The organism is Pectobacterium betavasculorum (assembly GCF_000749845.1).
Taxonomy (GTDB): domain Bacteria; phylum Pseudomonadota; class Gammaproteobacteria; order Enterobacterales; family Enterobacteriaceae; genus Pectobacterium; species Pectobacterium betavasculorum.
Genome location: NZ_JQHM01000001.1, coordinates 1,250,124 through 1,262,417, shown reverse-complemented (window position 1 = coordinate 1,262,417; position 12,294 = coordinate 1,250,124). Strand labels below are relative to the sequence as shown.

Genomic DNA, 12,294 nt, shown 5'->3' with positions numbered 1-12,294 from the left:
TACTATGATAGTGTTGATCAATTACCTTGAAGTCAAGATAAATGAAAAATCAAACCAGTGAGCGCGAATACGATGCGGTAGATGCCATCCTTGAGCAGTGGCGGCGCGAACGTCCCGATCTGGATGCCAGCCCCATGGGACCGATTGGGCGCCTTAGACGGTGTGCAGTGCTCATGGATCAGCGTCTGGAGTCCTGTTTTTCCAGATTCGACCTGAGCAGTTGGGAGTTTGATATGTTGGCTACGCTGCGACGTGCGGGCGCACCGCATTGCCTTAGTCCGACCGAACTCTTCTCCACGTTGATGGTGACGTCAGGAACCATGACTCACCGACTCAAGCGCCTTGAAACCCGAGGGTTTATCGAACGCGTGCAGAATGAACTGGATGCACGCAGTACGCTGGTGCAACTCACCAGCACGGGGCTTGCACTAATTAATCGTGCCGTTGAGGCGCATATTGAGAATGAGCGTCAGGTGCTCTCGGTGCTGCCTGCCGAGGTTCTGGCGGCACTTGATGCCAACCTCACTGCGCTACTGCGAGGGCTGGAAAACCACGCTGGGCGCGCTGCGCCGAAAGAGACAAATTCAGTGTCAGATGAAACCTGAAATCACCGCCCGACGCGTTTAGACCGGGCGGGATGATCGATTACGTTCAGCAGGTCATCACCATCCGGTAATGCGCTGCCAGGTTTCCTGTTCATGTCGGTGCGATTTCAACACCTGATAGTGTTGATGCATCGCTGCCGCCGCACAGGCGTGGTTAGGCAATATCCGCAACCGCGTGCCGACGGGGAAATTATCGACCGAAAATCCACTGTCGGCGGGTAGCGCGATGATGCCGTGTTCCTGATTGGTGACGGTCACGCAGAGGTCGTGGTAAGGACTGCCATGCAGGTCGCAAACCAGCCCGTAACCGTAATCTTTTGCCTGAGAAGCCGTACCGCGATCGCGCGAGAGCGCCATCCAGCCCGCATCAATAAACACCCAGCCTTTTTCGCGGTTATGCCCAATCACCGTGCTGACGACTGACAGGGCGATATCATCCAGCGAACAGACCCCGACATTTTTCATCACCAGATCGAACGTGGTGAACACGCCCGCTCTGACTTCGGTAATGCCGGTTAAGTCTTCGGCAAAGTGCGCCGTCGGCGTGGCACCGACGCTGAGTACGGGGCAGGCAATTCCCTGCGCCCGCACACGCCGTCCGGCGATATTGATGGCTGCACATTCTGCCCGCGCGGCCACTCTGATCGCCTCGTCCGTGCGGCAGGCGTAGGACTCTCCCGCATGAGCCAGCAGGCCGGTGAGCGTTGTACCGTTGCCGTCGAGCTGCTTCGCTAGCTCAAGCAGCGCATCACTTTCCGGCGGAATGCCGCCGCGATGTCCATCACAGTCGATCTCGATAAAGACTGAAAATGTCACGTTATTGGCGAGAGCATAATCCGTCACCGCCTGCGCCTGTTCCGCGCTATCCAGCAGAATATGAAGATTCACGCCTTTACGGATGAGGTTAGCGATACGCGGCAGCTTGTGCGGGGCGATCCCCACGGCGTAGAGCAGGTTGGTATAACCCGCAGAGGCAAAGGCTTCGGCTTCTGCCAATGTCGAAACCGTCGCCGGTGAGGTGGAGTCTTTGAGTAAATAGCGGGCAGCCTCAATCGAGCGTAGCGTTTTAAGGTGTGGCCGAACCTGGCTGCCTAGATTTCTCGTACGCTGGTAAAGTCTGTCGATATTGCGTTGAAAGCGGAACTCATCGATCAGTAAAAAAGGGGTTTCCAGCGTGTTAAGCCACTCGGCGTTACTCATTGTATGCCTCCATCGGGTTTCTCTGCCTGCCACGCTGTAAGAATGCGTTGGCCGATATATAAGTCCTGAATGGACAAGCCAGAACTGTCAAAAATGGTGATGTCATTCGGCGTTTGCCGTCCTGCTGTGTTCTCGCTAATTACATCGCCGATGGCGGTCAGTGTCACATGAGCGGGAGCGTGTTGAAACTCGCCGAGGGTTCTGGACTGAGAAGGCAGATCGCAAAACAGGCGACCAGAGGTAAACAGTTCTGGCGGCAGCTCCTGCTTGCCAGCGGCGTCCGATCCCATGCTGACGACGTGCGTTCCTGCCTTGACCCATTCGGCGTTAAACAGCGGCGCGCGCGATGGTGTGGCGGTCACGATGATATCCGCTGCGCGGCACGCGCTTTCGGCATCGCTGGCTTGTGCATCCAGTCCAGCAGCCTTGAGTTCCTGCGCCATCTCTGCGGATTTGCCGCTATCGCGCCCGACAATCAGTACAGTACGAATGGGGCGTATTCTTGCCAGCGCAGCGCATTCGTAACGAGCCTGATGACCGGTTCCGAACACCGCCAAAACCGAGGCATCGGGTCTTGCCAGCAAATCGGCTGCGACGGCATCGGCGGCGGCGGTACGAAAGGCGTTCACCTTTCCAGCTTCGATCGCGACAGCCATTTTCCCGATTTGCTGATCGAACAGCAGAATAAGGGAATTATGCCGAGGCAGGCCATTAGCAGGATTTCCCGGCCAGAATGAACCGACTTTTAGCCCCGCAAACTCACGGGTCGCAGAGGCTTTGATGCTGAATGTGTTGCCCGGATCGGAGCCTTGTCCGTGTACCACCGGAAAACTGCGTGCTTCCGGTTCGCTGGCAGCAAGCAGGGCTTCGCGCACGGCATCATAAGCTAGCTCATGGCTGATGAGCGCCGCCGATTCCGCTTCAGAAATAAAGATCATTGTTTTTTCCTCACGCACTACCGGCCAAAAATGCGCCGTAGCGGCTGATATCGACATTCCCGCCGCTAATAATGATACCGATGCGTTTGCCGTGTAGCGATTCCCTGAGATTACGCGCCGCCGCGAAACTGAGGCACCCCGTCGGCTCAACGACGATCTTCATTCGCTCGGCGTAAAACCGCATCGCGTCAATCAGGTCGTCGTCCTTCACGGTCAGAATATCGTCGACGTTCTGGTGAATCAGCGGGAAGGTATAATTGCCCAGATGTTGGGTTTGTGCGCCATCGGCGATGGTTTTGGGCGTATCGATATGCACAATATTGCCGCTGCGGAAAGATTGCTGCCCGTCGTTGCCGGTGAGAGGTTCGACACCATAAATTTTGCAGCGTGGAGACAGCTGACGCGCGGACAGTGCGGAACCTGCCAACAATCCACCGCCGCCCAGACAGACGAACAGAGCATCCAGCTCATCGGTTTCTTCCAACAGTTCTTTTACGGCCGTGCCTTGCCCAGCAATAACGTGCGGGTGATCATAAGGGGGAATGAGCGTCAGACCTTGCTTTTCAGCCAGATCTCTACCGATCTGCTCACGATCTTCGGTATATCGATTATATTCCACCACGTTCCCGCCATAACCGCGTGTTGCCGCAACCTTTGCTGCCGGGGCATCGTGCGGCATGACTATTGTTGCCGGAATGCCGAGTAACTTGGCAGAAAGAGCGATGGCCTGCGCATGGTTACCGGAAGAAAAGGTGACCACGCCTGCGGATTTCTGCTCGTCTGAGAACTGTAACAGCGCGTTCATGGCACCGCGGAACTTGAATGCGCCCATACGCTGAAAGTTTTCACACTTGAAGAAAACCTCTGCGCCGAAGGCATCATTGACCGTGCGTGATGTCATCACTGGCGTTTTATTAGCATAGCCAGCAATACGTTCCGCTGCGGCTACCACATCGTCGAAGGTTGGGAGGCGTAAGTCGCTCATGTCTGGATCACCTGCTAGTAGCGATTGTGAATACCGAGGCCGTTGACCCCGATGCTGTCGAATGCTTGATAAACAAAATATATAAAATTAGATAAATTGTCTAATTTGATTTATTTTTAGATTCTCAGCTTACGTGAGACGCATCGCGTGCTGTTGGAAAAGGACGAAATGTATGCGCTTCACAGGGTAAGACGAGAACGTTGAGGAAAGCGCGTGCGATACTAAAGCCGGTGTACTTACAGTACACTCAGCGCCAGAAAACGCGGTTGCGCCAGTATTGGTATTGGAGAGGAATATGTCTGCATCTGGAGAAGGTCTGCTGCTGACGCAGTTAGATGCTATAGCGAAAGGGTTGAGCGAGACGTTTGCGCCATTCTGTGAAGTGGTCGTGCACGATCTGAAGAACCCGGAACACGCGATACTTTCTATTCATAATAACCTCTCTGGCAGGGATGTGGGCGCACCTGCGACGGAGCTGGGCCTTGCACGAATCGCTTCACCCGAATTTCCTAACATTTTGGCGAACTACGCTAACCAGTTTACTGACGGACGTCCGGTAAAAAGTACCTCGGTCGGCATCAAAAATGCGGAAGGTGAATACGTCGCCGCGCTGTGCCTGAATGTCGATATGACGCTATTCCGCGGCATGCAAAATGCGCTGGCGCAGTTCACCCAGCTTGCTTCGGACTCCGTAACCGAGCATTTAGAACCAAATGGCGCAGCGGCGATCAGGCAACACATCGATCTTTTCGCCGCACGGCTTGCCACCACGCCACGGGCGCTAAAAGCGCAAGACAGAAAAATCCTGCTTCAGGAACTGAAAGACAGCGGCCTGCTGGAAGTCAAAAAATCGATGGAAACCATCGCACAGCATCTGGGCGTATCGAGAGCTTCGGTGTATTTGTATGCGAAGGAGTGACGAAGTTTTCTATTCACACGCCATCGTTTAATGCGTTAAGTCACTGATGTGATATGTGGTCTGCTTTTTTACGCAAGATGAGAGGCTGACGAGCTGACCATTTAGGGGAACTTTGCGCATTGCATTGTCGATACTCGCTTCTTATACTGTATAAAAATACAGTTATATTGCCGAGCGATGAAACGATATCTTCCCGTGTCCTGCCCCGATAAGCAGGCGTTAAATCTTTATGCTGACACGGTGCCAGCGGGGTTTCCCAGCCCGGCGAATGACTATGTTGAACAGCGTATCGATCTCAATACGATGTGTGTCCGCCATCCTTCAGCCACCTATTTCGTTCGTGTTTCCGGTCAGTCCATGGTGGAGGGAGGAATTTACGATGGCGATCTGGTGGTCGTCGATAGCGCATTGCAGGCGCGTCATGGCGATATCATTATTGCTGCGCTCGACGGCGAATTCACTATCAAGCAATTGCAACTGACACCGACCCGCGCATTGGTTCCGATGAATGCTGCCTATGCCCCGATTCCGATTAACGAGTGCGACAGCCTTGATATTTTTGGTGTCGTGACCTATGCCATACATGCGACACGCTAATGTACGCATTGGTTGATGTGAACACGTTTTATGCCAGCTGTGAAAAGATTTTTCGCCCTGATTTGGCAGACAAACCGGTCATTGTTCTTAGTAACAACGATGGCTGTGTTATTGCTCGCTCCCATGAAGCAAAGTTGCTAGGAGTAAAAATGGCCGCGCCGTTGTTTCAAATCGGCGATCTCATTCAAAAACACAACATTGCCGTTTTTTCTTCCAATTACGCGCTTTACGCTGATATGTCGGCGCGTGTGATGAGTATTTTGGAAGAGATGGCGCCTGCGGTGGAAATCTACAGTATTGATGAAGCATTTTTGAATTTGTCTGGTGTGGATTACTGCACGTCGCTGGCGGGCTTTGGACAACAGATCAAGGACAGAATAAAACGCGAGGCACACTTGGCCGTTGGTGTCGGCATCGCACCGACCAAGACCCTTGCCAAATTAGCTAATCATGCGGCCAAAGTCTGGCGTAAAACCTTCGGGGTAGTGGATTTATCCAGCCCTGCGCGTCAGGAAAAACTGCTGGCAATTACGCCCGTCAGCGAGGTGTGGGGAATCGGGCGGCGGCTGGCACGTAGGCTGGAATCGATGGGAATAGAGAGTGCTTTGGCGCTGGCACACTGCGATCTTGCCTATATTCGGCGAAATTTTAGCGTTGTCGTAGAAAGAACGGTGCGAGAACTGCGCGGACAGCCCTGTCTGGAGGTTGAAGAGCTGGCGGCGGCCAAGCAGCAAATACTGTGTTCTCGCTCATTCAGTTCGCGTATCACCGAATATGAACACCTGCGTCAGGCAGTCTGTCGCTACGCTGAGCGTGCGGCCGAGAAATTACGTCATGAGAAACAGCATTGCTGCCAGGTTTCCGTATTTATCCGTACCAGTCCCCATGTCCCACAGGGAGAGTACTATGGCGATCAAGCGACCCGCGTGACACTCGTACCGACCAACGATACGCGAGACATTATTGCGCTAGCCGTTGAGGCTCTGAACTGTATCTGGAAACAGGGATATCGTTATTGCCGAGCGGGTGTGGTGTTATCCGATTTCTACCAGCAAGGCGTTGCGCAATTAGATATGTTTGACACACGTAGGCCGCATGCAAATAGCGCTGGTTTGATGAAGGCCATCGACCGTATCAACCATTCTGGTAAAGGGAAAATTTGGTTTGCCGGTCAAGGTATTAACCCTGGCTGGTCAATGAAACGAGAGCGTCTTTCGCCTGCTTACACGACGCGAGCTGAAGATTTGAAGGTTGTAAAGTCATGATGTTGCCTGAAAAAATGCCTGATATTTATGAATACCCGGAGCATCTACGTGTTGAATTGGATGGGCTGCCTACGGTTCCCGGTGTTTATATTTTTTACGGTGATAGCGAAACATTGCCGCTGTATATTGGAAAAAGTATCAATATCCGCGCTCGCGTGTTGTCGCACATGCGGACGCGTAAAGAAGCGAAATTGCTGAGGCAGACTCGGCGCATCAGCTTTATTGAAACGGCGGGGGAAATCGGTGCGCTGTTGTTGGAAGCGCAGATGATTAAGCAGCAGGTGCCGCTTTTCAACAAACGTCTGCGGCGTTCACGCCAGCTATGTTCGTTCCATTTTGATGGAACGCAGATTGAGGTGGTTTACGCCAAAAATGTCGATTTCTCCACGACATCGGGTCTTTATGGATTGTTCAGCCACCGTCTCGCGGCGGTGAACGCATTGAAAACGATTGCTGATGAAGAAAGGCTATGCCTAGGTGTTCTGGGTATTGAGCACTTGCCCGCAGGTAGAGCGTGTTTTCGCCATGCATTGAAAAAATGCGCCGGTGCCTGCTGCGGCAAAGAGCCAATGTCGGAACATCAAAACAGGCTGTCGATCCGACTTAATGCGATGAAACTGAACTGTTGGGCATACCCTGGCCGGATTGCTATCAAAGAAAGCCGTCAGGGAAAGACGGATTACCACATTGTTCATAACTGGTTCTATTTAGGCACTGTCGCGCAGTTATCAGAGGTTGCGGCACTAAAACGAGTCGCGGTAAATTTTGACAGCGATGGCTACAAGATTTTATGTAAACCGATCGTCAGTCAAGGTGTGGATATTATTTTGCTGGATGAATGAGATAGCAACAGATCGTCAGCGTTTTTATTTACCGTTGACCGAGCGTTTATAAAATCCTTGTCTATACTTGGATTCGCGTCTTGTCCGTCAAGGATTGGCGTTTAACGGGTATACCCATAATACTTCAAGCTGCATGTGCGTTGGCTGCGTTCAATAACCCGAATCACTTACCTGAGTAAGCTCATCGGGATTTTCTCTCTTGCCGCCTTCATGCAACGCGAATTATTTGGGGTATATGATGAAATAAAAGTGAGGTAGATATGGGTATTCTGTCCTGGGTTATTTTTGGCTTGATTGCGGGGATTTTGGCTAAATGGATCATGCCCGGTAAAGACGGCGGTGGCTTTATCCTGACGGTGCTGCTCGGGATTGTCGGTGCGGTCGTGGGTGGCTATATTAGCGTTTTCTTTGGGTTCGGCCGCGTCGATGGTTTTAACTTCGGCAGCTTTGTCGTCGCGGTTGTTGGCGCGATTGTCGTACTGTGGATTTACCGCAAGATTCGAGATTAATTCTATACTCGTCATACTTCAAGCTGCATGTGCGTTGGCTGCGTTCAGTCACCCGAATCACTTACTTGAGTAAGCTCATCGGGACTCCCTCGCTTGCCGCCTTCCTGAAACTTGAATTATTTAGAGTATGCATCTGTTGCCCCTGTTCAGGGGCAACGTGCCTTTTTTCTTACTTCCTGTCTGATGATCTTTCCTGCATATCCTCGCTGCCGTCAGTGCGTAGCTATTAATGTGTGATGATGCTATCCAGCGCACGCAGGTGCTCCGGCTGCCACGACAGGTTGACCTCGGTGCCCGCTTTCCAGTGTGGCTGAATCTCGTTAGCGGGGAGTTTCACCATAAACTGCGGTTGACCCGCGACTTCCGTCATCATCCTGACGTGATCGCCCAGATAGATGAATTGCTGAATGCGGGCTTTGACATGCTGCATCGTGTCGTCGGTATGAGCCGCATTAACATGAATACGTTCCGGTCGAATGCAGAGTGTGATTTTACGGCCCGGCGAGCTGGGGCGAACTTTCAGCGCGCGTAGTGATGTACCGTCGTCGAGCGTTGCCCGATAGAACGCGCCTTCGGCCTCGGCGCGCGTGGCGAGTAGCGTATTGTTTTCGCCGATAAACTGCGCCACAAATGCATTCTCTGGTTTTTCGTAGATATCGCTGGGGCTGTCCATCTGCTGAATCACACCGTCGTTAAACACGGCGACGCGATTGGACATCGTCATGGCTTCGCTCTGGTCATGGGTGACGTACACCACGGTCAACTCCAGCGATTGATGCAGCTCTTTGATTTCCAATTGCATATGCTCGCGCAGTTGCTTATCCAACGCGCCCAGTGGTTCATCCATCAGTACTAGCTTCGGTTCGAAGACCAGCGCACGAGCCAGCGCTACACGCTGCTGTTGGCCACCGGACATTTGTGCTGGGTAGCGATCGGCGAGGCTGGTGAGCTTCACGCGATCCAGCACCCGATCGACTTTCTCTTTGACATCGGCACGGTTCAGGCGGCGGATGGACAGCGGGAATGCCAGATTCTCCGCCACGGTCATGTGTGGGAACAGCGCGTAGTTCTGAAACACCATGCCGATGTCGCGCTGGTGCGGCGGGAGATGATGCAACGGTGCATCGCGCAGCAGGATTTCCCCCTGCGTTGGGGTCTCAAACCCGGCGAGCATCATCAAACTGGTGGTTTTTCCCGAGCCGGACGGCCCAAGCAGGGTCAGAAATTCACCTTCACGGATATCCAGATTCAAGTTTTTGACGATCAGGCGGTCGCCGTCGTAGGTCTTCTGAACGTTCCTGAAGCTGACATAATTTCTCATTTTTTCACTCTCCGGCAGTCACTGTTATTCATTAGAATGCATAAACCATGCCGGATACGGGAAAGTTGAGGATTGTCATACTGCGACAGGCAACAATGCCATCGCTTGTCACGACGCATGCCCTGTAATGGGGCGTGATGTGGCTGTGTGGCACTCTAACGGTGCGAATAGGCGGTATCGCTGTGCCCTATAAAAATGCACACCGTCAGGCGTTCAAATCATGCGTATTCAGTGCCCGAATACAGGCCACAATTACAGCAAAAGCCTGCTCCATTTGAGGTTCTTCGATGCTGGCGTAGCCTAGCAATAAACCGCGCTGCTGCGTGGGTTGCAGATAGTAGCTGGAAAGCGGTTTGACCATCACACCACGGCGGAGGATCGCGGCGCTCAGCACGACATCATCAACGTGAGGTGGCAGGCTCAGCAGCATGTGCAGACCGGCATTACTGTTATCGCCGACGTAATCCGCCCCCAGATGCTGTTCGATTAGTGACGTCAATAACGCGCGGCGTTTGGCATACAGCAGTCGCATGCGTCGGATATGCGCGGCGTAGTGGCCTTCGCGGATAAACTGCGCGAGCGTTGCCTGAGTTAGCCAGTGTCCGCCGCGATAGAGTTCGGAATGCGCGGTCTTCAACGATTGCGCGAGCAGCGGAGGCAGCACCATGTAACTGACGCGCAGGCCAGGGTAGAGCGTTTTGCTGAATGTGCCGATGTAGATCACCGGTGATTGCGTCTGTAGCCCTTGCAATGCGGGGATTGGGCTACCAGAAAAGCGAAATTCGCTATCGTAATCATCTTCCACCACCCAGCACCCGTGCTCCTGTGCCAATGCAAGCAGTCGTTGGCGACGTGCCAGACTCATCACGGCTCCCAAAGGATATTGATGTGACGGCGTCACGCAGATCAGGCGCGGTGCGGCGTCGGACGACAGCGTCTCCGGCGGCACCAGCCCTTGTTCATCCACATCGACAGGCGCAATGCGCAGGCCGTTAATCGTCAGAACATTGCGAATCCCCCAATAGCAGGGGTCTTCAATCCACGCCAAATCACCGGGATTGCACAGCATTTTGGCGAGCAGATCCATCGCCTGATGGGTGCCTTCAGTAATCAGAATCTGCTCCGGCGTACACTCCACTGAACGAGCGACGCGCAGGTAGTCCACCAACGCCAACTGGAGTTCGGGACAGCCGCCAATCGGTGAGTAAGAAAGTTGTTCCGGACGAACGCGTCGCGTCAGTCGCGTCTGAATACGCCGCCATAAATCATGCGGGAAGCTGGCGATATCGGGGATGCCGGGCATAAACGCTCCCCATTGGCGAACGGAGGCACCGGCATACCCCAGCAGGTTCATGCCGCGACGCGAAAGCTTATGCTTAGGTTCCCGTATTTCCCCCGCATTATCGCTATCCACTGGCTGCATGTTGCCGTCGGGCAACTGTTCCGTGACGAAGGTACCACTTCCTTTACGCGCCTCGATATAGCCTTCAGCCAGCAGCTGTTCGTAAGCTGTTAACACGGTATTACGTGACAGCGCGAGTTGTTGCGCCAGATCGCGTGACGACGGTAGACGAACGCCTGCGGCAATCGCGCCGTCAAGGATCGCGAGTCGGATACTGTCGTATAAACGCTTGTTCAGTGCGCCATCCTGCTGGTTGGCTAAACGTTGTAGCAATAAGTCGGTGAGGAGTGAGCGCAAAAGTGGATCCTTCAAATATTCAAAACTGGCACTGGATTATAGAACCATCTCACGTCTAAATGACATCATCTTGCAACGACCTGTCATCGTTCAACTCATCATTTTCAACTAACAACAGATGTATTTGGGATACCGGAGCAGACAATGAAGAATAGCGAACTGAATCAACGCCGTCTGGCCGCCACACCGCGTGGCGTGGGTGTCATGTGTGATTTCTATGCTGAGCGTGCCGAAAACAGCACCCTGTGGGATGTTGAAGGACGAGAGTTTATCGATTTCGCCGCTGGGATTGCGGTGCTGAATACTGGTCATCGCCATCCGAAAATTGTCGCTGCGGTGCGCGAACAACTGGATCGCTTTACCCATACGGCCTATCAGATTGTGCCTTACGGCAGCTATGTCACGTTGGCCGAGCGTATTAACGCGCTGGCACCGATTCAAGGCGCAGCAAAAACCACGTTCTTTACCACCGGAGCAGAAGCGGTGGAAAACGCGGTGAAAATCGCCCGTGCTTACACTAAACGTCCTGGCGTGATCGCTTTCAACGCGGCGTTTCATGGTCGCACGCTGCTGACCATGACGCTGACGGGCAAAGTGGCGCCGTACTCTACGGGGTTCGGCCCGTTCCCCGGTTCCATTTTTCATGCGCTTTATCCGAATGAAAAGAGTGGCATCACCGTTGAACAGGCACTTGAAAGCGTCGAACGTCTGATGCATACCGACATCGCCGCCGATCAGGTTGCCGCGATTATTCTGGAGCCGGTACAAGGGGAAGGCGGTTTTCATGTCGCGCCACCCGCCTTTATCAGCGGGCTGCGTAAGCTGTGCGATGAGCATGGCATCCTGCTGATTGCCGATGAAGTGCAGACGGGCTTTGCGCGTACCGGTAAGCTGTTTGCGATGGAGTATTATGCGGAGAAAGCGGATCTGATCACCATGGCGAAAAGCCTGGGCGGCGGTTTCCCGATCTCTGGCGTGGTCGGCCGTGCTGAGGTGATGGATGCGCCATCGCCGGGTGGGCTGGGCGGCACCTATGCGGGTAACCCGCTGTCGGTCGCCTCGGCGTTAGCGGTATTGGATGTGATTGAAGAAGAAAAATTGTGCCAACGGGCGCAGCGTCTGGGTGCTGCACTGGTAGAAACGCTGGAGAAAGTGAAAGCGCAGTGTCCTGCACTGGTGGCGATTCGTGCTCAAGGGTCGATGGTCGCGGCTGAATTTAACGATCCGAACACGGGTAAACCCTCGGCCGAGATTACCCGCCAATTTCAGAAAAGCGCGTTAGAGGCGGGCTTGCTGCTGCTGACCTGCGGTGTGCATGGCAACGTGATTCGTTTCCTGTATCCGCTGACGGTTCCTGATGAGCAGTTCAGCAAGGCGATGAACATCCTGACGCGTGTATTAACACGATAGAAGA

General features: G+C 53.5%; 12 protein-coding genes. 7 read left to right on the top strand and 5 right to left on the bottom strand.

The genetic code is table 11. The features are described from left to right. Window positions 1-41: 41 nt before the first annotated feature. Entirely contained in the window at window positions 42-605 is a 564-nt protein-coding gene (locus tag KP22_RS05750; protein ID WP_039322990.1) for a MarR family winged helix-turn-helix transcriptional regulator, read from the top strand. A 57-nt stretch (window positions 606-662) separates the two neighbouring features. Here the strand turns inward: KP22_RS05750 and KP22_RS05745 are convergent, their stop codons facing one another. Genes KP22_RS05745 through KP22_RS05735 form a run of 3 tightly spaced genes read right to left on the bottom strand, consistent with a single transcriptional unit; the run spans window position 663 to window position 3,728 of the window. Further along, window positions 663-1,805 (bottom strand): DSD1 family PLP-dependent enzyme, encoded by a 1,143-nt coding sequence (locus KP22_RS05745; RefSeq protein WP_039299493.1) that lies wholly within the window; start codon window positions 1,803-1,805, stop codon window positions 663-665. Beyond that, window positions 1,802-2,743: an ornithine cyclodeaminase family protein gene (locus KP22_RS05740; protein WP_039299496.1), complete on the bottom strand. Its 942-nt coding sequence runs from the start codon at window positions 2,741-2,743 to the stop codon at window positions 1,802-1,804. Before KP22_RS05740 ends, KP22_RS05745 begins: the two co-directional genes overlap by 4 nt. Window positions 2,744-2,753: 10 nt before the next feature. Beyond that, on the bottom strand, window positions 2,754-3,728 hold the full coding sequence (locus KP22_RS05735) for a threo-3-hydroxy-L-aspartate ammonia-lyase (RefSeq protein WP_039322986.1): 975 nt from the start codon (window positions 3,726-3,728) through the stop codon (window positions 2,754-2,756). Between the two features lie 295 nt (window positions 3,729-4,023). Between KP22_RS05735 and KP22_RS05730 the strand changes: the two genes are divergently transcribed. From KP22_RS05730 to KP22_RS05710, 5 genes are all read left to right on the top strand, one after another. Continuing rightward, a complete protein-coding gene (locus KP22_RS05730; protein WP_039322983.1) occupies window positions 4,024-4,647 on the top strand; it encodes a helix-turn-helix transcriptional regulator in 624 nt (207 codons plus the stop codon). Between the two features lie 177 nt (window positions 4,648-4,824). Then, window positions 4,825-5,244 (top strand): translesion error-prone DNA polymerase V autoproteolytic subunit, encoded by a 420-nt coding sequence (gene umuD / locus KP22_RS05725; protein ID WP_052012476.1) that lies wholly within the window; start codon window positions 4,825-4,827, stop codon window positions 5,242-5,244. Beyond that, window positions 5,244-6,509: a translesion error-prone DNA polymerase V subunit UmuC gene (umuC, locus tag KP22_RS05720; RefSeq protein ID WP_039322977.1), complete on the top strand. Its 1,266-nt coding sequence runs from the start codon at window positions 5,244-5,246 to the stop codon at window positions 6,507-6,509. Before umuD ends, umuC begins: the two co-directional genes overlap by 1 nt. Beyond that, entirely contained in the window at window positions 6,509-7,351 is an 843-nt protein-coding gene (cho, locus tag KP22_RS05715) for an excinuclease Cho (RefSeq protein ID WP_039323491.1), read from the top strand. Before umuC ends, cho begins: the two co-directional genes overlap by 1 nt. Before the next feature lie 260 nt (window positions 7,352-7,611). Beyond that, window positions 7,612-7,860, top strand: coding sequence for a GlsB/YeaQ/YmgE family stress response membrane protein (locus tag KP22_RS05710; RefSeq protein ID WP_039299508.1), 249 nt, complete (start codon window positions 7,612-7,614; stop codon window positions 7,858-7,860). Between the two features lie 226 nt (window positions 7,861-8,086). On the opposite strand, the gene KP22_RS05705 is transcribed toward KP22_RS05710, so the two are convergent. Together KP22_RS05705 and pdxR are read right to left on the bottom strand one after the other, a co-directional pair. Further along, complete coding sequence (locus tag KP22_RS05705) at window positions 8,087-9,181, bottom strand: ABC transporter ATP-binding protein (protein WP_039322975.1); 1,095 nt, start codon at window positions 9,179-9,181, stop codon at window positions 8,087-8,089. Window positions 9,182-9,386: 205 nt separating this feature from the next. Further along, window positions 9,387-10,880 carry a MocR-like pyridoxine biosynthesis transcription factor PdxR gene (pdxR, locus tag KP22_RS05700; protein WP_039322972.1) on the bottom strand — a complete coding sequence of 498 codons (1,494 nt, stop codon included), beginning with the start codon at window positions 10,878-10,880 and terminating at the stop codon, window positions 9,387-9,389. A gap of 144 nt (window positions 10,881-11,024) precedes the next feature. Between pdxR and KP22_RS05695 the strand changes: the two genes are divergently transcribed. Then, window positions 11,025-12,290: a 4-aminobutyrate--2-oxoglutarate transaminase gene (locus tag KP22_RS05695; protein ID WP_039322969.1), complete on the top strand. Its 1,266-nt coding sequence runs from the start codon at window positions 11,025-11,027 to the stop codon at window positions 12,288-12,290. Window positions 12,291-12,294: the final 4 nt, after the last annotated feature.

Bases quoted from the DNA above. Each gene is read 5' to 3' on its own strand.
- KP22_RS05750 (WP_039322990.1), top strand. From the start codon at position 42: ATGAAAAATCAAACCAGTGAGCGCGAATACGATGCGGTAGATGCCATC.
- KP22_RS05745 (WP_039299493.1), bottom strand. From the start codon at position 1,805: ATGAGTAACGCCGAGTGGCTTAACACGCTGGAAACCCCTTTTTTACTG.
- KP22_RS05740 (WP_039299496.1), bottom strand. From the start codon at position 2,743: ATGATCTTTATTTCTGAAGCGGAATCGGCGGCGCTCATCAGCCATGAG.
- KP22_RS05735 (WP_039322986.1), bottom strand. From the start codon at position 3,728: ATGAGCGACTTACGCCTCCCAACCTTCGACGATGTGGTAGCCGCAGCG.
- KP22_RS05730 (WP_039322983.1), top strand. From the start codon at position 4,024: ATGTCTGCATCTGGAGAAGGTCTGCTGCTGACGCAGTTAGATGCTATA.
- umuD (WP_052012476.1), top strand. From the start codon at position 4,825: ATGAAACGATATCTTCCCGTGTCCTGCCCCGATAAGCAGGCGTTAAAT.
- umuC (WP_039322977.1), top strand. From the start codon at position 5,244: ATGTACGCATTGGTTGATGTGAACACGTTTTATGCCAGCTGTGAAAAG.
- cho (WP_039323491.1), top strand. From the start codon at position 6,509: ATGTTGCCTGAAAAAATGCCTGATATTTATGAATACCCGGAGCATCTA.
- KP22_RS05710 (WP_039299508.1), top strand. From the start codon at position 7,612: ATGGGTATTCTGTCCTGGGTTATTTTTGGCTTGATTGCGGGGATTTTG.
- KP22_RS05705 (WP_039322975.1), bottom strand. From the start codon at position 9,181: ATGAGAAATTATGTCAGCTTCAGGAACGTTCAGAAGACCTACGACGGC.
- KP22_RS05695 (WP_039322969.1), top strand. From the start codon at position 11,025: ATGAAGAATAGCGAACTGAATCAACGCCGTCTGGCCGCCACACCGCGT.